This is a genomic window from Pseudomonas sp. 05N36 (assembly GCF_056397385.1).
The window spans coordinates 351,180-373,746 of record NZ_JBFTNH010000004.1; the positions used below are offsets into that span (position 1 = coordinate 351,180).

Below are 22,567 nucleotides of genomic sequence, written 5' to 3' on the forward strand. Positions count from 1 at the left end.
GCCGGGGAGACCGATTTCAGCAATTCTCGAGCGTGGCGCTGGCCAAACCGGGAAAGTCTGTAATCAGGCTGTCAACGCCGAAATCAGCGAGCCTGCGCATCAGCGCAGGTTCGTTGACTGTCCACACCGACACATGCAGGCCTTGTCGCTGCGCCTTCTGCAGGCGTTCCGGCGTACACAGGGTCCAGTTCAGCGCCAGAATCTCACAGCCATAACTTTGCGCGACCTTCAGCGGGTCGAGCCAGGCATATTCGGCGACCAGTCCGCGCGACACATCCGGAACCAGCTCCACTGCGGCCTTCAGCACTTCGCGCGAGCTCGAGGTGATGGTGACCTTGTCCAGCAAGCCAAACCGCTGCGCCATTTCGCGAATCGCCAGCACCGTCGTCGCGGCGCGCATGCGCGAAGCGCTCTTGACCTCCAGCTGCCAATGCTCGAAATCGCATTTTTCGAACAGCTCTTCCAGCCGTGGAATCGGGCAGGGCTTGATCCAGCCCGGGCCACCCTTGCGAGCATCGTAGGTCACCAGTTCTGCCGCCGTATGCTCGACCACCTTGCCGCGACGCTCGGTGGTGCGCTTGAGCGTCGGGTCGTGAATGACCATCAACTCGCCGTCCATGGACAGGTGCAGGTCCAGTTCGCAACGGCGTACGCCGTGCTTGAGGCATTCCTGGAAACTGCTCAGGGTGTTTTCCGGTGCTTCGCCTTTGGCGCCGCGGTGGCCGTAGATTAGGGTCACGGGTCTTCCTTAATTAATTGCCTGATTCGTTTTGCTCGCGTGCCAGGCGTCGCTCATGCGCCTGTCTCTGCAAGATATAGCGGGCCAGCAGCTGTCGTTGCGCATCGGTCAGGGCTTCGAACTCGGTGCCGATCTCGAAGGTGCCGAAACTTTCCGGTTCACAGTGAGTGACCTTGGCCCGCAACAGCAGGCCCAGCGCTTGCGGCATCAACAACAGCTTGATTGCCACATGGCTGCCGGCCGGGTAGGCGAGGTGGTGCTCGAACTCGATGCCGCCTTCCGACAGCACCACGGGCTGCGGCTCACCGAACTTGCCGAGCACGGTGTGTGCCACGACCTGGCTCAGCAGGTCGATGCGCTTGTTCATGACTTTCAGATAGTTGGCGATGTTTCGATCCCGCTCACTGATCTGGCGCAGCACGTGCTGCGACTCGAATTCGCTCAGGTGCAGTTCGCTGAGCAGGTTGAACAGCGGGGAAGCATCCTGCAACACTTCCTGGCCTGCCGCTTCGGGGGCAGACAGGGGCCGAATTTCCAGTGCGATCGTGTCCTCGATACGGTAGTATTCGCGGCGATCTTCTTCATCTAATGTCGACATGGCGAACCCATGGTAGCGGCGGTGGTCTGAGTGTAAAGCTGGTTATCGACCCCCGCCACAAGGACGTTCCTTTTCCCTCCGAACAAGCCCCGACATGTTCAGACCTCTCTTCGTATTTATCGGCACGCGTTATACCCGTGCAAAACGTCGCAATCATTTTGTGTCGTTCATTTCCCTGACCTCGATGATCGGACTCGCCCTTGGCGTGGTCGTGATGATCGTGGTGCTATCGGTGATGAACGGCTTCGATCATGAGATGCGCACCCGTGTGCTGGGCATGGTGCCCCACGCGACCATCGAGTCCGGTGAGCCCATCAGCGACTGGCAAAGCCTGGCCGCCAAGGTCCAGCAGAACCCGCAGGTGGTGGCGGTTGCGCCGTTCACCCAGATGCAGGGTTTGCTGACCAATAACGGCCAGGTGCAGAAAGTCCTGCTCAATGCCGTCGACCCGGATCAGGAACGCAAAGTCTCGATCATCGACAACTTCATGACGCAGGGCAAACTCGACGACCTGTCGCCGGGCAGCTTCGGCATCGTGATCGGTGACAAGGCCGCGACCAAGCTCGGCGTGGGTCTTGGCGACAAGCTGACCTTCGTCGCCCCGGAAGTTACCGTGACCCCGGCCGGGATGTTCCCGCGGATGAAGCGCTTCACCGTGGTCGGCATTTTCCATGTCGGCGCCGGTGAGCTGGACGGCTACCTGGGGCTGACCAATCTGGATGACCTGGCGCGCCTGCATCGCTGGAAGCCGGATCAGGTCCAGGGCTTGCGGCTGAAGTTCGACGATTTGTTCCAGGCACCTCGCACTGCCTGGAACATTGCGCAGAACCTGGACGGAGACCATTACTACGCCCGTGACTGGACCCGCACCCACGGCAACCTGTATCAGGCGATCCGCATGGAAAAAGCCATGATCGGCCTGCTGTTGCTGCTGATCGTTGCGGTGGCCGCGTTCAACATCATTTCCACGTTGGTGATGGTGGTGAACGACAAGAAGGGCGACATCGCGATCCTGCGGACCCTCGGTTCCACACCGGGCCAGATCATGGCGATCTTCATGGTCCAGGGCACGGTGATCGGCGTGGTCGGCACGGCGATCGGCGCCGTGGTCGGCATGTTCGCCGCACTGAATGTCAGCGCCGCGATTTCCGCCCTCGAAGGCCTGATCGGGCACAAATTCCTTAACGCCGACGTGTACTTCATCGACTACCTGCCGTCGCAACTGATGGCCGAAGACGTGTTGATGGTCTGCGGCGCGGCGTTGGTCCTGAGTTTCCTCGCCACCCTTTATCCAGCCTGGCGTGCTGCGCGCACCCAGCCTGCGGAGGCGCTACGTTATGAGTGATTTGGGTATGAGTACTAAAGCAGTCTTGAGTTGCCGCGACCTGGGTAAAGCCTACGAGGAAGGCCCGGAGTCGGTAGTGGTGTTGTCCGGTTTGCAGCTTGAGCTGCACCCGGGTGAGCGCGTGGCGATTGTCGGTACCTCCGGTTCCGGTAAAAGTACCTTGCTCAACCTGCTCGGCGGTCTTGATACGCCGACCAAAGGCAGTGTCTGGCTGGCCGGTGAAGAGCTGTCGGCGCTCAACGAAAAGGCCCGCGGCCTGCTGCGTAACCGCTCGCTGGGCTTCGTTTACCAGTTCCACCACTTGCTGCCCGAGTTCACCGCGCTGGAAAACGTCTGCATGCCGCTATTGATCGGCCGCACCGCGATCCCGGAAGCCCGTCAGCGCGCCACGGCCTTGTTGGAGCGGGTAGGGCTGGGCCATCGTCTGGAGCACAAACCGGCCGAACTGTCTGGTGGCGAGCGTCAGCGCGTGGCCATCGCCCGCGCACTGGTGAACAAGCCAGGGCTGGTGATGCTCGATGAGCCGACCGGTAACCTCGACTCCCATACCGCCCAGGGCATTCAGGACTTGATGCTGGAACTCAGTACCTCGATGCGCACCGCGTTCCTGGTGGTGACCCACGACATGAACCTGGCCCGCCAGATGGATCGCGTCCTGCACCTGCAGGAAGGTCGCCTCACTCCCATCTGATTGGCCGAAACCCGGCACGACTGAAAAGCGTGTCGGGTCTTTTATTTTTATACGGTGCCCCAGCGAATGTTCAGACCGTTATCGATCTTTATCGGCACGCGCTATACCCGCGCCAAGCGCCGCAATCGCTTTGTTTCGTTTATCTCGATGACCTCGATGATCGGCCTCGCCCTGGGCGTGCTGGCGATGATCGTGGTGTTGTCGGTGATGAACGGCTTCCAGCGCGAAATGAGCTCGCGCATCCTCGGCATGGTGCCCCACGCGACCATCGTTGGCGTCAAGCCGATCGACGATTGGCAGCCTGTCGCGGCCGCCGCGATGAAGAACCCTGAAGTGACGGCCGCCGTGCCGTTCACCGAGATGGAAGGCATGCTCTCCTACAAGGGCTCGATGCAGCCGATCCAGATCAGCGGCGTTGATCCGGCACAGGAAGGCAAAGTCTCCATCGTCGCCCAGCACATCGTGCAGGGACGTCTGGACGACTTGAAACCGGGCGAGTTCGGGGTAGTGGTCGGTGAAATCACTGCACGCCGCTTCCGCTTGAACGTCGGTGACAAAATCACCCTGATCGTGCCGGAAGTCAGCACTGCGCCGGGTGGCATCACCCCGCGCATGCAGCGGCTGAGCGTGGTTGGCGTATTCAAGGTCGGTGCCGAACTCGACGGCTCGATGGCGCTGATCCACGTTGCCGATGCGGCGCAAATGCAGCATTGGGAACCGAATCAGGTGCAAAGCGTGCGCCTGGCGGTGAAAGACCTGTACGCCGCACCCAAGGTCTCGTCAGACATTGCAGGCGGCCTGGGCGTTGATTTCAAGGCCGATGACTGGACCCACACTCAAGGCAGTCTGTTCAGCGCCATGAAAATGGAAAAAACCATGATCGGCCTGTTGCTGCTGATGATCGTGGCGGTCGCTGCGTTCAACATCATCGCCACCTTGATCATGGTGGTGAACGACAAGGGCGCGGACATCGCGATCCTGCGGACCATCGGCGCCACGCCTCGGCAGATCATGGCGATCTTCATGGTTCAGGGCACGGTGATCGGCGTCGTCGGCACGCTGATTGGCGGCGTCCTCGGGGTGATCGCAGCGTTGAACGTGAGTGAGATGGTGGGTTGGCTGGAGCGTGTGACGGGCCAGCATATCTTCAGTTCCGACGTGTACTTCGTCAGCAACTTGCCATCGGAACTGCAGGGCGGTGACGTGCTGCTGATCTGCTCGGCGGGCTTCATCATGAGCTTCCTGGCCACGGTATACCCGGCCTGGCGCGCCGCGAAGATCGAACCGGCGACTGCGTTGCGCTATTCGTAAGTCGTTACACCGCTATCGTCGGATCGCCGCCCGGAGCAGGCTTGCCTGCGAAGGCGGCCTGTCTCTCGCAGATGTACACCAAGCCACTGTGGGAGATTCTATGGTTGAGGGGGAGCCCTCAACCTGCTTTCTGGTATTCGTTTTGCCCCTTCAGTAGCGTCCTCTCGATGTGCCCGGCTGCGCCGTACGGCGCTGCGCTGCGCGCCACCCCCCGCTGATGAACACCTGCGCTCGTCCTGTTGAGTGGCGGGCGTATCTCTTCATTGTTGTGGGCGGCCTGACCGTTGGCCTGAGCGGTTGGGGGTGGTTTTCGAAAGCGCTTCTTGTGGTGTTAGGCTCTGGCGCGAATTTGCCGTATTCGAGGGAAGGTCCATGTTCCGTTTTTTTGCCGTGTTGATGTTGATGGTGTCTTCCATTGCCCATGCGGCGCTCAATGAAGATTTGCCGTTGCCGTACCTTGAGCAGTCCAATCCTGATTCACGCAATCAGCCGTTGGTGATTTTTCTCCACGGTTCGGGCAGTAACGAAGAGGACCTGTTCGACATCAAGAACGCGTTGCCGACGCAGTACACGTACCTGTCGGTGCGGGCGCCGCAGGCGGTGGAGGCAGACAGTTATCAGTGGTTTCGCAAGAAGGGCGAAGGCGCTTATGACGGTGATACCGATGACCTGAATAGCAGCAGCGCGCTGATTGTCGATTTCGTGGCGCAGGCGGCGAAGAAGTATCACACCGAGGCCGACAAGGTGTTTCTGGTGGGGTTCAGCCAGGGCGCGATCATGTCGTATGAAGTCGCCTTGCGTCATCCCGAGACGGTGCGCGGGATTGCGGCGTTGAGCGGTAAGGTTTTGCCCGTGTTGAGGTCTCAGCTCAAGGCCGACAAGGCGCTTGAGCCGTTGGCGATTTTCATCGGTCACGGGACGGCTGACCTGAAACTGCCCTACAGCGATGGCAGCGAGGCCAACAGCCTGTTGCAGAGCATTGCGCTCACGCCGGAATTTCATGCCTATCCAGGCGTCGGCCACACCATCAGTGCGGCCGAAATGCAGGATTTGAACGCCTGGTTGCTGCGGATCAATCAGTAGCCGAAGGCTTATTTATCGCCAAGGATCTGTTTGACCAGTGCCGCATGCCCAGTCTTGTCGTCGGCGCGGGAGATGATCTGGATCAGCATCATGCGCGTGCCGGAGCCGGCCAGCAGGCTGGTGTCGAGTGTCAGACCGCCGCCCTGGGTGGCGGTGCTGTCGATCTGGCGCAGGCCCAGGCCTTTGACGGTCAGGCTTTTCTCGCTTTGCTTGCTGAAGTCAGGCAAGGCTTCGCGTTGCTGAGTGGCGAAACCGGACACTGACTCGTCGAGAAACGCAGTGTCGTTGTCTTTGACGTTCAAGCCATTGGGCAAGGTATTTTCAGCAATGATCAGTACGGTTTTGCTCGCCTGATTGGTGTACATGGTGCCCGTTGCACCAGCAGTGCCCTTGGCGGCATCACCACCAGGCAGTGGGTTGGCGATGAAGCCCTGGGGCAGGGTGAAAGCGAATTTCCCGCCCAGCGCCGAGATTTTTTGTGCGGGTGCGGTTTTCGCGGCCGGTTGTTTGGCAGCGTAAACGCTCACGGCAGCGAAGCTGGTGACCGCTGTCAGCAACAGGACAACGGCTTTTTTACTCAACGACATGCAAACTCTCCGGGGTAATCGCGCAGTGGCGGCGATCATCCCACGGCCAACCTTGATCACTCCAGCGCGATCTTGAGCCATGGCATGAGAGGCGACGTGAGGTCATGTGACCCGCGAGCATCCGGCACAATCGGCTGGGCGTTCGCTGGCTACCGTGGTTGCGGGTCGCTTGGCTCGATCGTCACTTCAGACGTTTGTCGGGCATTACCGCGCGATGGTGCGGCCAGCCGCTTGGTGATCAGCAACATGCCAAGGGACACCGCCACGCCGAGGACGAATGCGCTCCACCCCCAATGAGGCAGGGCCAATGCCAGCGTCAGGCAGAACGCCGCGAACGAATACATGCCGGTGGCCGTGGCCCGCAGTAATGCGGCGGTGAATGCGGACCCCCGGGTTTGTTGAGAGAAGACCGCCATGACACTGCCGAGCACCGGGAACACCGCAAGCAAGCCGCTCCAGCGTTCGCCGACGGTGCTGGCGAGCAAGGTCACCGCCAGGGTCAGCAGCGCCCCGGCCAGCATGCGCAGCAAGAGTTTGTCGGATTTCGGCCCGGGGCCTGAAACCAAGGGCTGAACATGCGGGAACAGATAAGGTGCCGCGAGCAACGCAGTGATCGCCGCGAGGGTCGAAAACACCAGTGACGCTGGAATCAGCGACAACACCACGGCCGCCGTGGCCCAGCTCAGCAGGGCGATCGATAGCGCCGCGGGCCAGTTGAATTTTTGCGCCGCCTGGGCGTAAACCACGCAGAACGCAATCATCGCAAACATCGCTGACAACGCCGCGGTGGCTGCTTGCGTCGCAAAGACCGGGCCTTGTTCGACGGCCAGAAAAAACAGAATCGGCCCCACCACCACCGGCAATCCCGACAGCCAACCGGCTACGCTCGGCCCCCAGCGTTTGCCGGCGAGGGATATCAGCAAGAGAAATCCGGGGATTAGCGACAGTTTCAAAAGCAGCACGGCCAAGTCCTTGGTCAATTGTCATTGTTGTCACAGCATACTCGGCTTCGTCGCGCCATTTCAGGCCTGGGTACGCAGATTGCAATCGCAGATCATGGTTGCGAGTGCATCGACTACCCTAAGAGATGAGCGAAGGCCGCCTGTCACGTCATCGGAACCGGTTTTCAATGTGCGGTCATTGCTTCAGGTGCGGCATTGGTGCCGCCTCTGGACCACCACACACATGGAGTCAGTTAGATGAAAGCAACGACCTGCGCCTGCCCCAACTGCAACTGTAAACTGGGTGAGCACTCTATCGTCCGCCACGGTAAACACTATTGCTGCGAGGGTTGCGCCAAGCATCACGAGCATGGCGAAGCCTGCACCTCGGCGGGTTGCCAATGCGCCAAGGGGGCTCACGGCTGAAAACATCTGCCTGAACGTGGAGCCGTTTGTGCTCCACGTTGAGCGGGTGTCAACTGGCGGCAATCGCACTGCCTCGTTACCATGAGGCCTTCTCCCTTTTTCTCGATCTCGTCCATGGCCCTTGCCGCTCCGCCTGATCTCAGCGACACCGATGTGCCGGTGCAACCGTTGGCGCGCACCTATCCGCGCGGCCTGTACATCGAGCCGCACGAACATGTCTGGGGCCAGTTGCTGTATGCGATGAGCGGGGTGATGTGGGTCGAGACACCCGACGAAGCATTGGTCGTGCCGCCGCAACGGGCGGTCTGGCTGCCACCGGGGGTGGTGCACGGGATTCGGGTGGTCTCGGACCTGCAGATGCGCAATATCTACCTGCGCCCCGCGTTGGCCGCGACGCTGGACAGCAGTGTTCAGGTGATCGAGGTCGGCGGCTTGCTGCGCGAGTTGATTCTCGGGTTGGTGGAGCAGGGCGACAGTGGCTCGGCGGAGTACTACGAGGCGCTGGTGGGGCTGGCCTTGCTGGAGCTGAAACGGGCGAAACGTTCGCTGTTGAAGATTCCCATGCCGGACAACGCCGAGCGACGGCTGGTCAATCTCTGTCAGGCGGTCATGGCTGCACCGTCACTGGATATCCCCTTCGAGCAGCATGCCGAAAATGCCGGCGCCAGCGTGCGCACCCTGGCGCGGTTGTTCAAGGATGGGTTGGGCATGGGGTTTGCCGAATGGCGGCGTCAGGTGCAATTGGCGATTGCAGTCGCCGAGCTGATCCAGGGCGTGCCGGTCAGCACAATCGCCCGCGAACTGGGCTATTCGCCGAGCAGCTTCAGCGACATGTTTCGCCGCGAGCTGGGTGTTCCACCCTCGCAGTTTGCCCGCGAAGGCGATTTCAGCTCAGCACCGTAGCAGGGCATTTGGCCGAAATCCTGAAGTACTTGGCCGATCGCTTTGGCGACCCTTCTCTAGACTCTGTGTATCCCCGATTACACGGAGCTCAGCATGAACTACCTCATTTCAGTGGCCATCGGTCTTGGCGTCGGCCTGCTCTACGGCGCGCTGGATTTTCGTTCGCCCGCGCCACCGGCCATTGCATTGGTGGGGTTGCTGGGCATGTTGGCCGGTGAACAGCTGTGGCCGATGGGGCGGCAGCTGGTCGCTGGCTGGATCTCCTGAAATCCCTTCATTTGTCAGATGGACATTCCCATGAAAGCACTGCAATTCGATAAAACCGGTGATCTGGCGGCCCTGCGTTACGTTGAGGTACCAACCCCGGTTCCGGGCGCCAACGAGGTGTTGGTGCAGATCAAGGCTGCGGGCCTGAATCCCAGCGACGTGAAGAACGTGCTTGGACGTTTTCCCTACACCACGCTGCCACGGATTCCCGGGCGTGACTTCGCCGGCGTGGTGGTTGAAGGCCCGCAGGCGCTGATCGGTCAGGAAGTCTGGGGCACGGGCCGCGAGTTGGGTTTTTTCGCCGATGGCTCCCATGCGCAATACGTGAAGCTGCCGGCCAAGGGCGTCGCCCTCAAGCCAACGCATTTGAGCTTTGCCCAGGCTGCGAGCCTTGGCGTGCCCTACACCACGGCGTGGGATGCGCTGGAACGCAGCCTGGTGACTGCGCAAACCCGTTTACTGGTGATCGGTGGTGGCGCGGTGGGTAGCGCGGCGCTGGCGCTGGGAAAAATTCGCGGTGCCGAGGTGTTGGCGGCGGCGCGACGTCCCGAGCAGGTCAAGGCCTTGCAGGCCCAGGGCTTTAACACGATTCAACTGGAAACACCGGAAGCGCTGGGCGCTCAGGTCAATGCGATTTTCACGGGCGGTGCCGACGTGATTTTCGATACCACCGGTTTTTGGCTGCCGGCGTCGGTAGCGGCGTTGGCCACCTTCGGCCGCATCGCAATCATCGCCGCACCAGTCGACGGGCAGGTGCAACTGCCCGCGCTGGCGCTGTATCGCCGGGGTGGTTCGGTGGTCGGAATCAACTCGTTGCTGTACGGCGTCGAAGCCTGCGCGGCGATGCTTGAACAGTTCGGCCGGTTCTTCGATGACGGGTTGTTGCCGTTGCCGGAAGGGCTGCTGGAGTCGCCACTGACCGAGGGGCTTGAGCGTTATGCCGAGGTGAATCAGGGCGGCGGCGACAAGGTGATTTTGTTGCCTTGATGGCTGTCGGGTTCGAGGTGTTCCATCGACGGGTGATGACTGTGGCGAGGGAGCTTGCTCCCGCTGGACGGCGCAGCCGGCCCAGTAACGTTAGTCGCGTTCCAAATGTCGGAACGCGTCGTCCGCATTGCGACTGCTTCGCAGTCGAGCGGGAGCAAGCTCCCTCGCCACAGGTTATGCCTCAGGCACACCCTTCTCCCACGCCGACCAGTTCTTCAGGATCTCCTGCACCAGTGGGTTGCCGGTGCGGAAGAGGTTTTCCAGGGCTGGCACAAAACCACCCTGATCGGCGTACTTGAGCAGGTTGTCGACTTCGCTGTAACCCGGATACGGGCGGTCGAAGTCGGAGCCGGCGCGTACCACCGCCAGGCGCTGGATATCCACCAGGCCTTCACGGCTGGCACGCAACAGCGCCTCATACGTCGAGTTGTCTTCCTGCTGAGTCGTGCAGTAAACGCCTTGGTTGTCCGTCAGCAAACGGGTCCAGACTTCGGCACGTTCGCTCAGGCGTGTTCCGGAAAACCAGGTATTACCGGCCAGGGTGTCGCATTGAGTGACCACCGGCGGTTGATTGGCTGGCGCGTAGGGATATTTCATCCGCCATGCAGCGGACTCTTTACTTTCGCTCAACGCAACGTTTGCGCTCAGGGCGAAGGCTTTGGCTTGCAGCTTCGGGTTGAGCTCGAAGACTTCGGTCTTGTAGTCCAGCGGCGGTTTTTCGTTCGGACCTTTGGTGTTGATGCCGATGTAACCGCTCGGCCACTCTTTGGGGGCGTCCCGCGAATCCAGTTCCCATTGCGTGCCGAACTCCACCAGATAATGTGCCCACGCAGCGGTGCCGATAGTGCCGTGATGGGGATTGATGCCGGCAATTCCGGCGATCAGGAAATAGCTTTTGCGCAGGTCGAATTTCGGTGACAGAGCCAATGCCAGCGTGGATGCTGCGGCGTTGGTCTGGCCCATGCCGGTGACCATCAGGCACACCTGCTGCGTATTGCAGCGAATGCTCGGATACTCGGCAGAAAGCCCCGGTACGCGGATCTCCTGCTTGAGTTCCAGGCGATCGATCCAGGTTTTTGCTTCCGGGGCGAACATGCTGATCAGCATGACTTTCGGCGTGATCGGGGCTTCTACCGCCCAGGCACTGGAAGAGAGCAGGGCACTGCAGGCCAGACCGGCGGACAGAGAAAGGCGTGTGACGGTATGCATGGAACCTCCTTGGTAAATGTTGATAGCGAAGCAGCTTGCCACTCAAAACTGATACCCGACACCCGCGTAGTAACCCCAACCATCGGAGCGAGCACGGAAGTTGCCTTCACCGAAATTCAACTCGCTGCCATCCTCCCAGTTACCGCCGTTATGGAAATAACGCCCGACCAGGGTGAAGCGCAGGTGCGTGAATGAATAGAGCAATACGTTAGTGGCCACGGTGGCGTTGGCCGTACGTGCCGGGTTGTCTTTATGCAGGTCCGAACCAAAGTCGAAGTTGGTGAAGCCGATGTAAGTCAGTGACGCGCCATTGCTGAAGCGGTCGATGGGCACGATGTACTTCAACTGGGCGCGATAACCATCCCATGAGTATTCATTGCTGGCGCCATAGTTCTCCCACTGATAGCGCCCGTAGAAGTTGGCCGACAGGTTGACCCGCGAATGGGTGTCGATGTCGGTGCCCAGGCCACTGTAAAGCGTGTTGGCGCGATTGGCGGTGCTGCTGCCGTGGTCGTAGATCCAGTCGAACGCGACATACCACTCCTTGAACGGCCCGACCGCCAGGCTGCGCCCGGCCAGGTAGTCGATGGAAATACGTGGCTCGTGCTCCATGAACAACGGCGAACCGTGGTCCCAGGCCCCTTTGTCATGGCTGTTGCCGATGCCGAGGATCTTCGGGGCGTCAATATAGCCATACAGTTCGAATGGCCCCTTGCGCCCGAAGTACTCGTACTCCAGGTAAACGTCGTCGGCCGGTTGCGGGCCGAAGCTGATGTCCTTGCTGCCGATCAGCGTCAGGTCCTGATTGAACCAGTCCGACAGGTACGCGCCTTTTTTCAGTGGGCTGGCTTCAGCGCTGAGCGTCTCGCCTTGGGCTGACTCATCAGCGGTTTTTTCTTGAGCCAGGGCAGCGCAGCTGAGTAGTCCCGTAACGGCGCTTAGTAGCAAGGAAACAGCAACAGTGGAGCAGGACGCGGTGCGTCTGGAAGTGGCGTGCATTGAAAATCCCTGTTCGTGCAGTGGTTGGCCGAACGTGAGCGCTCATGCATAGATCAGGCGTTCACGTTACTGGCGCAAACGTTTGCATGTTGCGGACCAACTTGGAGCAGGCGATTGAAATAAAGGGAAATTTTGTGAATTAGCTGACGTTTTGGTTAGCAATTTGCCCCCTTGGCGAGCGTGTCTGCTCGAAAGCGGGGCAGGCTCAGTCAGCGCTTACGCTGTGCTCTGTTAGAATTGTTGAACTTGAATTCCAGAGGTGCCCCCATGAGCGAGCCGATTCGCCTGACCCAGTACAGCCACGGTGCAGGTTGTGGCTGCAAGATTTCACCTCAGGTGCTGGAGGTGATTCTGGCCGGCAGCGGCGCGCAGAATCTCGACCCCAAGCTCTGGGTGGGTAATGCATCGCGCGACGATGCGGCGGTGTATGCCATCGACGACGAGCGTGGCGTGGTGTCGACCACTGACTTCTTTATGCCGATTGTCGATGATCCGTTCGATTTCGGTCGCATTGCCGCCACCAATGCCATCAGCGATATCTACGCGATGGGCGGTGATCCGTTGATGGCGATTGCGATCCTTGGCTGGCCGGTCAACGTGCTGGCGCCAGAGATTGCCCGGGAAGTGATTCGCGGTGGCCGCTCGGTCTGCGATGAGGCGGGTATCCCATTGGCCGGCGGGCATTCGATCGATGCGCCGGAGCCGATCTTCGGCCTGGCGGTCACCGGGCTGGTGCAAAAGCGCCACATGAAGCGCAACGACACGGCCACCGCCGGTTGCTTGCTGTACCTCACCAAACCATTGGGCATCGGTATCCTCACCACCGCCGAGAAGAAGGGCAAGCTGCGCGCCAGCGACGTCGGCCTGGCCCGTGACTGGATGTGCACCCTGAACAAACCGGGTAGCCGCTTCGGCAAACTCGACGGCGTGACCGCCATGACCGACGTCACCGGTTTCGGGTTGCTGGGGCATCTGGTGGAAATGGCCGATGGCAGCGGCGTGACCGCACGTATTGAATACGACCGCGTGCCACGTCTGCCAGGCGTCGAGTACTACCTCGATCAAGGCTGTGTGCCAGGCGGTACCCTGCGTAATTTCGACAGCTACGCCAACAAGGTCGGACGCATACAGGAACTGCACAAACGCGTGTTGTGCGATCCACAGACCAGCGGTGGTTTGCTGGTTGCCGTGACACCCGAGGGCAACGAGCAGTTTCTCGCTGTTGCCGCTGAACTGGGCCTGAACCTGGCGCCGATCGGTGAACTGGTTGAGCGACAGAGCAACGCGGTAGAGGTGATTTAATGCTTGTCGATTTCACTGATTACCGCGACATCTTCCTCAACGACCGGCCGATGATGGATGTCCGCGCGCCGGTCGAGTTCACCAAGGGGTCGTTCCCAGGGGTGATCAACCTGCCGCTGATGACGGACAACGAGCGCCAGCGGGTCGGCACCTGCTACAAACAGCACGGTCAGCAGGCCGCCATTGTGCTTGGGCATCAGTTGGTTTCGGGCGAGATCAAGGCGGCGCGTATCCAGGCCTGGGCTGATTTTGCCCGGGCCAATCCCGACGGTTACCTGTATTGCTTTCGCGGCGGTTTACGTTCGCAGATCGTCCAGCAATGGCTCAAGGATGAGGCGGGCATCGACTACCCTCGGGTCGGTGGCGGCTACAAGGCGATGCGGACTTTCCTGCTGGAAACGGTCGACCAGGCGGTCGAGCAGTGCGATTTCGTGTTGCTCGGCGGCATGACCGGCACCGGCAAAACCGATGTCCTCACCCAATTGAGCAATGGTCTGGACCTTGAAGGTTACGCCAATCATCGCGGTTCCAGCTTCGGCAAGCGTGCGACCGGTCAGCCCGGCAACATCGACTTCGAGAACCGCCTGGCGGTGGACGTGCTGAAAAAGCGTGCCCGTGGCATTGAACAGTTCGTGCTCGAAGATGAAAGCCGCATGGTCGGCAGCTGTGCCTTGCCGCTGCCGCTGTATCAGGGCATGCAACGTTTTCCGATGGTCTGGCTCGAAGACAGCCTGCAAGACCGGGTCGAGCGGATCCTGCGCGATTACGTGGTGAATCTCTGCGCGGAATTCGTCGCTGTACATGGCGACGAGGGGTTCGCACAGTTCTCCGAGCGTATGCTGGCAAGCCTCAACAACATCAGCAAACGCCTGGGTGGCGAGCGTCATCAGCGCATGTTCGATTTGATGGAGACCGCGTTGGCCGAGCAGGCACGCAGCGGTGCAGTGGACTTGCACCGTGGCTGGATCGAAGGTTTGTTGAACGAGTATTACGACCCGATGTACGCCTTCCAGCGCGAGAAGAAAGGCGACCGAATCGAGTTTGTGGGGGAGGAGGCTGCGGTGCTCGAGTATTTGCGTGAGCGCAGTAATCGTTAAGATCGAGACGCAAGCGCTGGTTAACACCAGCGCCTGCAATCCCCCTTTAAAGCACCATCGCGCCGATCAGGCCGCAGATCACGCCAACCAGCATGGTCAGCACAGCTACGGTCACCAGCACCCGGGTATCGAAATCCTTGCGCAGCATCAACAGCGACGGCAGGCTGATGCTCGGCAAGGTCATGAGTAGCGCCACGGCCGGTGCGGTGCCCAAACCCAGGGTCATCATGGTTTGCACGATGGGGATTTCTGCGGCGGTGGGGATCATGAACAGCGTGCCGACGATGGCCAGCGGTATCAGCCATAGCAAGCTGTTGGCCATCGCGCCGTCCACATGCGGGAACAGCCAGACCCGGGCTGCGCCCAGAACCAGGACTGCCAGCACATAGATCGGAATGGTGGTCCAGAACAGTTGCCACAAGGTCAGCGCCCAGCGGTTCAGGAAGGGTTTTGCATCGGTTGTGCGGGTTACTTCGGCCACCGCTTCCAGCGCCGCCTCCGGCATGTAATCGGGGCGCGAGATGCGTTGGGCGACCAACGAAACACCCAGCACCAGCACAATCCCCGCCACCAGCCGCAGAGCGGTAAAGCCCCAGCCGAGTACGAAACCCATGAACACCAGCGTTGCCGGGTTGAGTACCGGATTGGCAATCCAGAACGCCAGTGCCGCCCCCACCGAGACGTTCTGACGGCGCATGCCGGACACCACGGGCGCGGCGCAGCAGGTGCACATCATGCCTGGTAGGGCGAACAACCCGCCGCGCAAGGTCGAAGCAAAACCGGCACGGCCGAACAAGCGCAGCAGCCAGTCTCGCGGAATCAATACCTGCAACAATGAACCCAGAATCACCGCCAGTACGGCCGCTTTCCAGATCGCCAGGAAGTACACCTTGGCATACACCAGTGCAGCGGTGAGCGGCGAGGTTTGTTCATCGTTGAGGATCGAGGCACCGATGCTGTGGCTGTCGGCAGCCACGAATGCCTTGAGGTAGTAGGGCGACCACTTGACGTAGTAGAGGCCGATACAGGCAACCAGCAGGAACAGGGCGGGTTTCCACCAGAGCGCCAGGCCCCGGTTGGGGACCGCTAGGGAGTTGGACATACAGAGGCTCCGGACAATAAGGACAGTGGGGCATCATACTCCAGTGCAGTTTAGTTCAGAGGCCCGGAAACGGTGGGCACGCGCCGACGCGTTATGTCGGACACGTCTGCGGGCCATTGCTCAGCCCTTGTTTGTAGCTATGGCTGAGCAAGGTGACCTTGCCGTTGTGCCAGGTCAGAGTCAGTACGTACAGTGAGTCGAAATCGTTGGATGGCCAGTCGTCAAGAATAGGGCGCTTTTCACCGGTGGCCTCTTCTGCCACCTTGTTGATCAAGTCCGGCAGATAGCCGTGGGACCAGGCCGTGTAGATGATCGAGTTGCGGTACTTGGCGTGAAGCAGTTCATCGGCCAGATCGCTGATGTCGTTGGCAGAGAACTCGATGTTCACCGGCAGCCCGAGTTTGATTGCGGTGGGACTGATGGTCAGCAGCGGTCGGAGGTAGCTGTAGGAGGTGTCGAACTCGCCTTCCTCGACGTTGCGTGTCGGATTGGCGGCAAACACATAATTGGCTTTGCCGAACTTCTCTGGCAGCAGCTCTGCCAGTTTGATCGCGCGGTTCAGGCCCTGGCAGTTCAGCTGGCCGAGACCTCCGGCGGGTTTTTCTGCGTGGCGCAGGAACACCAGGGTCTGGGTGCCGTCAGCCGGCTGGGTGCGGCTCTCACTGGCTTCCAGCACCAGGAATAGAGCGCAGGTCATGAGCAAGGCGGCACAGAACACCAAGGTGCGCGGCTTCAGGTTTCTAACGAAGTTCAGGTGCTTTTTCATTGAGTTTTTATTCTTCAGCGCATTCGTTTAAGGCTGACAAAACATCGCACCGGGAGCTTGCGGCTTCAAGTGCTTCTTATGTCGTGAGGGTGATTCGTCTAACGCAAGGGCAGCCTTGGAGTCCACGTGCGCCCTTTGGTTCGATTCGAATCGGCACGCATCACTTTATCTGCGGATCGGGTTGGCTGACGGGAAGGTTATCGACAGAATGTTTCTGAATTAGCCTGGCCCCATCAGCGTCGTGCTTATAATCTAACCGCCTTGAAGGCCGGGCATCTGCCGCGACCAACCCCCATCATCGCCATTCAACTGTCACTGGATATTCACCATGACCGACTTGTCTGCATTCCCGATTACTGAGAAATGGCCTGCGCAGTTTCCCGAGTGGATACAGCTCTATTCCTTGCCGACACCCAACGGCGTCAAAGTCTCGATCATGCTCGAAGAAACCGGCTTGCCATACGAGCCGCATCGGGTGGGTTTCGACACGAATGATCAGCTGTCTCCAGCATTCTTGTCGCTGAACCCAAACAACAAGATTCCGGCGATCCTGGACCCCCACGGGCCGGGTGATCAGCCACTGGCGTTGTTCGAGTCCGGGGCGATTCTGATCTACCTCGCCGACAAAAGCGGGCAGCTGCTGGCGCAGGAATCGGCTGCGCGTTACGAGACGATTCAGTGGTTGATGTTCCAGATGGGGGGCATCGGACCGATGTTTGGCCAGTTGGGCTTTTTCCATAGATTTGCCGGCAAGGACTACGAGGACAAGCGCCCGCGTGATCGCTACGTCGAAGAGAGCAAGCGTTTGCTGAAAGTGCTCGACGGCCGCCTGGAAGGCCGCGACTGGATCATGGGTGAGCGTTACACCATTGCCGATATCGCGACGTTCCCTTGGGTGCGCAACCTGATCGGCTTCTATGAAGCGGGGGAACTGGTCGGGATCAACAACTTCCCGAACGTATTGCGTGTGCTGGAGCGCTTCCTGGCACGGCCGGCAGTGATTCGCGGGTTGGAAATTCCCAAGTGACGGCAAGCGTCACGACGCCATTTATTTAGCCCGGCTTAAGGAAGAGCAATGTCTCGATACGACTTCAAACAGGTGGACGTCTTCAGCCGTGTTGCACTGAAGGGCAACCCGTTGGCCGTGGTCTTGGGGGCTGACGAACTGAGTGACGAACGCATGGCGGCGTTTGCGACCTGGACCAACCTCAGCGAAACCACCTTCTTGCTGGAACCAGGCGATTCGCGGGCCGATTATCGAGTCCGAATCTTCACTACCTTGCAGGAGTTGCCGTTTGCCGGTCATCCAACCCTGGGCAGTTGTCATGCCTGGCTGGAGGCGGGCGGTATTCCCAAGGGGGAGGAAATCATTCAGGAGTGTGGCGTAGGCCTGGTGCGCATCCGCCTCCGTGGCACCGACCTTGCGTTCCTCGCGCCACCGTTGCTCAAGTCCGGCCCGCTGGATGCGGCACTGGTGGAGCGGGTGCGTCTTGGGCTCGGGCTGGAAGCCGGCGCGATTATTCGGGCGCAATGGGTTGATAACGGTGCTGGCTGGTTGGTCGTGATGCTCGCCGAGCGTGAGCAAGTGCTGGCGCTGCAGCCCGATCATTCGCAGATGCTCGGGCTGGCGGTCGGCGTCATCGCGCCGTGGCACCCCGAACGTGATGGCGACGAGGCCCAGTTTGAGGTGCGCGCGTTCATTTCCGGGGACGGCATGCCCGAAGATCCGGCCACCGGCAGCTTGAATGCCGGTGTTGCCCAATGGTTATTGGCCGAGGGGCTGGCGCCGGATGTTTACGTGGTCAGCCAGGGCCTGACCATGGGCCGCGCCGGGAGAATCCAGGTCGAACGGATCGGCGATGAAATCTGGATCGGCGGCTCGGCCGTGACCTGCATCGACGGAAGCTTGAATCTGTAATGCTGGCGAGCTTCTTGACCGTTGCTCGTCGCCAAACTGTTACCGAATCGGAAATAAACTGTTCCTCAACTTACGTTTGTGTCGGCGGGGGAGAGGGGCATAAGCTCCCTTCCTTTATGACTTTTGTCTTGTCCAGGCCGTTGGCCTCCAGCCAGGAAACCCCATGTCCAGCCAGTTCCCCGAAGCCCGTCCACGCCGTTTGCGCCGCAATCCACAGTTGCGCAGCCTGTTCCAGGAAACCGAGTTCACCCTCAATGACCTGGTGCTGCCGATCTTTGTCGAAGAAGAAATTGACGATTTCGTGCCGATTACCAGCATGCCCGGCGTGCGGCGGATACCAGAGTCGAAACTGGCGGGCGAAATCGAGCGCTATGCGCGGGCGGGTATCAAGTCGGTAATGACGTTCGGGGTCTCCCATCACCTGGATGGCAGCGGCAGCGACACCTGGAATGAAAACGGTCTGGTGTCGCGTATGGCACGGATCTGCAAGGACGCGGCGCCGGAGATGATCGTGATGTCCGACACCTGTTTTTGCGAGTACACCGATCATGGTCACTGTGGGGTGATGCATGCGGGTGAAGTCGATAACGACAAGACCCTGATCAATCTCGGCAAGCAAGCCGTCGCCGCCGCACGGGCCGGGGCGGACGTGATTGCGCCCTCAGCGGCAATGGACGGGCAGGTCCAGGCCATACGCCGGGCGCTCGACGAAGCCGGCTTCAGCCAGACGTCGATCATGGCCTATTCGACCAAATTTGCCTCGTCGCTCTACGGCCCGTTCCGTGAGGCCGGCGGCAGTGCGCTCAAAGGCGATCGTAAAAGTTACCAGATGAACCCGATGAACCGCCGTGAGGCAGTACGCGAATCGTTGCTCGATGAGCAGGAAGGCGCCGATGCGTTGATGGTCAAGCCGGCCGGTGCGTATCTGGATATCATTCGTGATATCCGCGAAGCGTCGCGTTTGCCGTTGGCGGCTTATCAGGTGAGTGGCGAATACGCGATGATCAAGTTCGGTGCCGCCGCCGGTGCGATCGATGAGGACCGCGTAGTGCGCGAGAGCCTGGGGGCGATCAAGCGGGCGGGCGCGGACCTGATCTTCACCTACTTTGCGATGGACCTGGCGTTGAGCGGAATCTAAGGCGCCGGGCGTGCCGTTGTTACCAGAGGAACGGTTTGATCCCGTGGTCCCGGAAGTAACGCTCGATGACTTTCGGGTCGGCGGACAGGTCGGCGACGGCCACGTAACTGTCGGGCCTTAATAGATAGAAGCCATTGCGCGCCAGCCCGGCGGCTTCGTGGGTCGGATGCCAGTCGAAAACGTGCAGTGCCAGGTGATGCTCGGCGCACCAGGCAAGCATTTCTTCACTGGTGTCGCCGTATACGTGGACCTGCCAGTTGAGGCTTGTCAGGCTGTCGAAATTATCGGCCTCGCTGTCATGCGCCCAGGGCAGGCGATCACCGCCAAAAACATGGCCGGCGTGGCCTTCGCTCAGAGGCATCCCGCGATAATTCAGGGTGATTTGCGACACCGTACGAAACAGATACTCGCGCGCCAATTCAAATGAGACCATTTTGGGTAGCAGGAACGGTGCAATGCGGGTGCGTATTACGTCGGCCATTGCGCCTTCGGCGGAGACGAAATTGAACACCCGGTCGGTGGTTGCCACCAGTCGTCGGGCAAAGGCCATGCGTTCGACTTCATAACTGTCGAGCAGTTTGTCGTTGGCTGCTCCATTGAGAACGGCAGCGAGTTTCCAGGCGAGGTTGATCGCGTCGCCAATACCGGTGTTCATGCCCTGGCCGCCGGCGGGGCTGTGCACATGGGCGGCGTCACCGAGCAAAAAGGCGCGCCCGAAGCGGAAGGTGTCCGCTACCCGGTGATGGACCCGGTAGGTCGAAAACCAGTTGACCTTGTTTACCTGAACTTTCAGGTGTTCGATGGCCCGGCTACTGACGTCTTCAAACTTGAGGGTTTCAGCCTGTTCCGCGCGTTCATCGCGCACCGTTCCGATCAACCGTGCACGGCCTTCGCCGGCCAGCGGAAAAACCGCCAGAAAGTCGGCTTCATCCAGATCCACATGCAGTTCACCATTGAGCGCCAGGCCTGAGGCTTCGACGTCGGCGACATAAAACACTTGCTGGTAGGTGCCGCCGGGAAAGCCGATGTCGAGCGCCTTGCGCACGGTAGAACGAGCGCCGTCACAACCCGCCAGGTAGCAGGTCTGACAGGTATGCTCCTGCCCGTCGGGCAGGAGCAACTGCGCGGTAATGCTGCCGCCATGTTCGGTGAAGCCGATCAGTTCGGTGTCGCGCTCGACCACCACGCCGAACTGCTCCAGGCGCTCGATCAACAGTCGTTCGTGCTGGTCCTGCGGGAACATTTCCAGAAACGAGTAAGGGGTCAGGTCCTTGCCGATATCCTCGAACGGTAACCGCGCCACCGGTTCGCCTTTGACCCACAGATTGACTGCCGGTACTTTGTGGCCGTTCTGCACCACGGCTTGGCTGAGGTCGAGCTGGCGGTACAACTCCAGCGTACGTGCCTGAACCGCCAGCGCACGCGAAGTGGTGCCGGGTGCGCTGGTCTTGTCGAGGATGCGCACGCGGATTCCAAGCTTGCTGAGCCAAAGCGCCAGGACCAGTCCTGTGGGACCGGCGCCAACGATCAGTACATCGCTGCGGTTCATGTCGTTGCCCTCGGTCGAGAGTCCCGCTGAACAGGGGTGTATCCAGTTTAGATCCGATTGACCGAGGTGCTTGTTCCCCCGGTGCAATGGCTCAAGAAGCGATATCCTCGGTGATCAGGGCGCTGAAAAGGACCCATGTAAAAAATGCGATCCCATCGATTGATCATGAGTGTAGTTACGTTGCTGGTATTGGCCGGCTGCGCGAATCAGGCTGCTCGGCAAGCGGCTCAACCGACGCCCGTACAGGTGAAAGCGCAGATTGCCCGTTTGCTGCCGAGCAACACCGTAGACCGTGAAGGTTGGGCCACCGACATTTATGCAGCGTTTGCGGCACAAACGATCCCGCCCACCACGCAGAACCTGTGTTCGAACTGGCGGAAACGGCTGAAGGTAAACCTCTGCCCAGAGCAATCCTGCCGGGTATCCAGTTGCAAAGCCCGAAAATCACTCGAAAGCTCACCACGGCCTGGTTCGCCAAACGTGTCGATGAGCGTTATCAGCGCTGCATGACGCGTGCTTTGGCGGAGTAGAGGTTAGCGCTGGCTGTGCAAGTGCCGGGCGCTGATCTCAGTAGAGCCCGGGGATGAGCCGCCAGGTCTTCGCACAGTAAGCGTCATACTCGGCACCAAACGCACTGCGCAACAGGTTTTCTTCGGCGTTTATGCGAGCGATGAGGGCAGGGAGCAGCAGGAGGACGAGCACAATCCCGACACTGGAGCGAAAGGCCAGCGCCCAACCCAGTGCATTGATCAATAAACCGAGATAACTCGGATTACGCAGCCTTCGGTAGATACCGTCAGTCACCAGCGTATGTCCAGGTTGAATGGCGACCAGGCCGCTGAAGCGTTTGCCAAGTACGAACACAGGCCAGATCCGCAACGCACCGCCTGCAATGAATAGCATTGCACCAACCCAGCGTATGCCTTCGCCACCAAAGGTCCAGAAGTCCATTCGGTCGGTATAGGCCGGAATAAACGCGGACAACACGCCGATCGCCCCTAATACCGGTAGCACCCAACGGTTGGCCCGGTCCTCACGTACTCCGGAGCTCAAGTTCACTTCGGTGAGCAGTGAAACTCCCACCATGACCAGCGTTGCAAGGGCAATGACCACCAGGGCTGGATGCGAGAAAAACGCGGCAAAGCCACCCAGTCCCAGAATGGCGAGTCCGAGATAGACCAAGACTGCTGCAATACTGAACACGGCCAGCTTCAGAGAGATCTTCATGGCGGGGCGCTTGTTGGGTCGACTCTATTAAGCGTAGTGGGACCAGGCGGATTACGGTGCCTGATCGGCCGCTTTCACCTGCCAGGATAGAAAARCWAAATTAAGTGTTGACGGCAGATTCTGGAMGTCTATAATTCGCCCCACTTCCGGCGCAGTCGAAACGGAAAACTCCTTGATAAACAAAGAGTTACGCAGTTTTCGACAGCGGTTACGCTTCAGTTCATCGAAGCCTGAAGGMGTTGAAAGAGCGGTGTTGTTTGGCTCTTTTAACGGTTCGATCGTCTCGGTCGAAAGCGGAGAAAAAGAGGTGTTGACAGCAGCGAGTAACGCTGTAGAATTCGCCTCCCGCTAACGAGAGATCGGAAGCGCAAGTGGTTGAAGT

23 protein-coding genes and 2 pseudogenes are annotated in these 22,567 nt (G+C 59.9%); 15 read left to right on the forward strand and 10 right to left on the reverse strand.

The features are described from left to right. Nucleotides 1-16 precede the first annotated feature (16 nt). Entirely contained in the window at nt 17-739 is a 723-nt protein-coding gene (locus AC1DIH_RS08260) for a glycerophosphodiester phosphodiesterase (protein WP_477771321.1), read from the reverse strand. Nucleotides 740-752: 13 nt separating this feature from the next. Beyond that, nucleotides 753-1,337: a PilZ domain-containing protein gene (locus tag AC1DIH_RS08265; RefSeq protein ID WP_477771322.1), complete on the reverse strand. Its 585-nt coding sequence runs from the start codon at nt 1,335-1,337 to the stop codon at nt 753-755. A gap of 94 nt (nt 1,338-1,431) precedes the next feature. On the opposite strand from AC1DIH_RS08265, the gene AC1DIH_RS08270 reads away from it, so the two are divergent. From AC1DIH_RS08270 to AC1DIH_RS08285, 4 genes are all read left to right on the forward strand, one after another. Further along, nucleotides 1,432-2,682, forward strand: coding sequence for a lipoprotein-releasing ABC transporter permease subunit (locus AC1DIH_RS08270; RefSeq protein ID WP_054593170.1), 1,251 nt, complete (start codon nt 1,432-1,434; stop codon nt 2,680-2,682). A gap of 7 nt (nt 2,683-2,689) precedes the next feature. Then, nucleotides 2,690-3,373, forward strand: a complete 684-nt coding sequence (lolD, locus tag AC1DIH_RS08275; RefSeq protein WP_173859959.1) for a lipoprotein-releasing ABC transporter ATP-binding protein LolD — start codon at nt 2,690-2,692, stop codon at nt 3,371-3,373. A 66-nt stretch (nt 3,374-3,439) separates the two neighbouring features. Then, the gene (locus AC1DIH_RS08280) at nt 3,440-4,684 is read left to right on the forward strand and encodes a lipoprotein-releasing ABC transporter permease subunit (protein ID WP_477771323.1); all 1,245 of its coding nucleotides are present in this window, start codon (nt 3,440-3,442) and stop codon (nt 4,682-4,684) included. A 372-nt stretch (nt 4,685-5,056) separates the two neighbouring features. Further along, on the forward strand, nt 5,057-5,767 hold the full coding sequence (locus tag AC1DIH_RS08285; protein WP_477771324.1) for an alpha/beta hydrolase: 711 nt from the start codon (nt 5,057-5,059) through the stop codon (nt 5,765-5,767). 8 nt (nt 5,768-5,775) lie between these two features. On the opposite strand, the gene AC1DIH_RS08290 is transcribed toward AC1DIH_RS08285, so the two are convergent. Together AC1DIH_RS08290 and AC1DIH_RS08295 are read right to left on the reverse strand one after the other, a co-directional pair. Then, on the reverse strand, nt 5,776-6,354 hold the full coding sequence (locus AC1DIH_RS08290) for a DcrB/PsbP domain-containing protein (RefSeq protein WP_477771325.1): 579 nt from the start codon (nt 6,352-6,354) through the stop codon (nt 5,776-5,778). A gap of 149 nt (nt 6,355-6,503) precedes the next feature. Continuing rightward, the gene (locus AC1DIH_RS08295) at nt 6,504-7,316 is read right to left on the reverse strand and encodes a hypothetical protein (protein ID WP_477771326.1); all 813 of its coding nucleotides are present in this window, start codon (nt 7,314-7,316) and stop codon (nt 6,504-6,506) included. A gap of 237 nt (nt 7,317-7,553) precedes the next feature. On the opposite strand from AC1DIH_RS08295, the gene AC1DIH_RS08300 reads away from it, so the two are divergent. The 4 genes from AC1DIH_RS08300 to AC1DIH_RS08315 all read left to right on the forward strand — a co-directional run bounded on the left by AC1DIH_RS08300 (nt 7,554) and on the right by AC1DIH_RS08315 (nt 9,878). Next, on the forward strand, nt 7,554-7,721 hold the full coding sequence (locus tag AC1DIH_RS08300) for a metallothionein (protein ID WP_019689605.1): 168 nt from the start codon (nt 7,554-7,556) through the stop codon (nt 7,719-7,721). 114 nt (nt 7,722-7,835) lie between these two features. Continuing rightward, a complete protein-coding gene (locus AC1DIH_RS08305; RefSeq protein ID WP_427546766.1) occupies nt 7,836-8,624 on the forward strand; it encodes an AraC family transcriptional regulator in 789 nt (262 codons plus the stop codon). A 93-nt stretch (nt 8,625-8,717) separates the two neighbouring features. After that, the gene (locus AC1DIH_RS08310) at nt 8,718-8,891 is read left to right on the forward strand and encodes a DUF1427 family protein (protein ID WP_081013678.1); all 174 of its coding nucleotides are present in this window, start codon (nt 8,718-8,720) and stop codon (nt 8,889-8,891) included. Between the two features lie 30 nt (nt 8,892-8,921). After that, complete coding sequence (locus AC1DIH_RS08315; RefSeq protein ID WP_477771327.1) at nt 8,922-9,878, forward strand: quinone oxidoreductase family protein; 957 nt, start codon at nt 8,922-8,924, stop codon at nt 9,876-9,878. A 174-nt stretch (nt 9,879-10,052) separates the two neighbouring features. Here the strand turns inward: AC1DIH_RS08315 and AC1DIH_RS08320 are convergent, their stop codons facing one another. Both AC1DIH_RS08320 and AC1DIH_RS08325 read right to left on the reverse strand, forming a co-directional pair. Further along, on the reverse strand, nt 10,053-11,087 hold the full coding sequence (locus tag AC1DIH_RS08320; RefSeq protein WP_477771328.1) for a purine-nucleoside phosphorylase: 1,035 nt from the start codon (nt 11,085-11,087) through the stop codon (nt 10,053-10,055). A 42-nt stretch (nt 11,088-11,129) separates the two neighbouring features. Next, nucleotides 11,130-12,086, reverse strand: coding sequence for a nucleoside-specific channel-forming protein Tsx (locus tag AC1DIH_RS08325; RefSeq protein WP_477771329.1), 957 nt, complete (start codon nt 12,084-12,086; stop codon nt 11,130-11,132). A gap of 267 nt (nt 12,087-12,353) precedes the next feature. Between AC1DIH_RS08325 and selD the strand changes: the two genes are divergently transcribed. Beyond that, a complete protein-coding gene (gene selD / locus AC1DIH_RS08330) occupies nt 12,354-13,388 on the forward strand; it encodes a selenide, water dikinase SelD (RefSeq protein ID WP_477771330.1) in 1,035 nt (344 codons plus the stop codon). Further along, nucleotides 13,388-14,485, forward strand: coding sequence for a tRNA 2-selenouridine(34) synthase MnmH (gene mnmH / locus AC1DIH_RS08335; protein WP_477771331.1), 1,098 nt, complete (start codon nt 13,388-13,390; stop codon nt 14,483-14,485). Before selD ends, mnmH begins: the two co-directional genes overlap by 1 nt. Nucleotides 14,486-14,531: 46 nt before the next feature. On the opposite strand, the gene AC1DIH_RS08340 is transcribed toward mnmH, so the two are convergent. After that, on the reverse strand, nt 14,532-15,587 hold the full coding sequence (locus AC1DIH_RS08340; RefSeq protein ID WP_477771332.1) for a permease: 1,056 nt from the start codon (nt 15,585-15,587) through the stop codon (nt 14,532-14,534). A gap of 91 nt (nt 15,588-15,678) precedes the next feature. Then, nucleotides 15,679-16,353, reverse strand: a complete 675-nt coding sequence (locus AC1DIH_RS08345; RefSeq protein ID WP_477771333.1) for a histidine phosphatase family protein — start codon at nt 16,351-16,353, stop codon at nt 15,679-15,681. 328 nt (nt 16,354-16,681) lie between these two features. Here AC1DIH_RS08345 and AC1DIH_RS08350 point away from each other — a divergent pair, with 328 nt between their 5' ends. The 3 genes from AC1DIH_RS08350 (at nt 16,682) to hemB (ending at nt 19,409) form a co-directional block, all read left to right on the forward strand. Beyond that, the gene (locus tag AC1DIH_RS08350) at nt 16,682-17,380 is read left to right on the forward strand and encodes a glutathione binding-like protein (protein WP_477771334.1); all 699 of its coding nucleotides are present in this window, start codon (nt 16,682-16,684) and stop codon (nt 17,378-17,380) included. Nucleotides 17,381-17,428: 48 nt separating this feature from the next. Then, nucleotides 17,429-18,271 (forward strand): PhzF family phenazine biosynthesis protein, encoded by an 843-nt coding sequence (locus AC1DIH_RS08355; protein ID WP_477771335.1) that lies wholly within the window; start codon nt 17,429-17,431, stop codon nt 18,269-18,271. Between the two features lie 163 nt (nt 18,272-18,434). Continuing rightward, nucleotides 18,435-19,409 (forward strand): porphobilinogen synthase, encoded by a 975-nt coding sequence (gene hemB / locus AC1DIH_RS08360; protein ID WP_477771336.1) that lies wholly within the window; start codon nt 18,435-18,437, stop codon nt 19,407-19,409. A 19-nt stretch (nt 19,410-19,428) separates the two neighbouring features. Here the strand turns inward: hemB and AC1DIH_RS08365 are convergent, their stop codons facing one another. Continuing rightward, entirely contained in the window at nt 19,429-20,958 is a 1,530-nt protein-coding gene (locus tag AC1DIH_RS08365) for an FAD-dependent oxidoreductase (RefSeq protein WP_477771337.1), read from the reverse strand. Nucleotides 20,959-21,102: 144 nt separating this feature from the next. Between AC1DIH_RS08365 and AC1DIH_RS08370 the strand changes: the two are divergent. After that, nucleotides 21,103-21,327 (forward strand): annotated as a pseudogene (locus tag AC1DIH_RS08370) (DUF1615 family protein); the annotation flags it as partial. Continuing rightward, a pseudogene (locus tag AC1DIH_RS08375) lies at nt 21,321-21,488 on the forward strand (DUF1615 family protein); the annotation flags it as partial. The pseudogenes AC1DIH_RS08370 and AC1DIH_RS08375, both read left to right, overlap by 7 nt. 37 nt (nt 21,489-21,525) lie before the next feature. Here AC1DIH_RS08375 and AC1DIH_RS08380 read toward each other — a convergent pair. Then, nucleotides 21,526-22,185, reverse strand: a complete 660-nt coding sequence (locus tag AC1DIH_RS08380; RefSeq protein WP_477771338.1) for a methyltransferase family protein — start codon at nt 22,183-22,185, stop codon at nt 21,526-21,528. Nucleotides 22,186-22,567 lie beyond the last annotated feature (382 nt).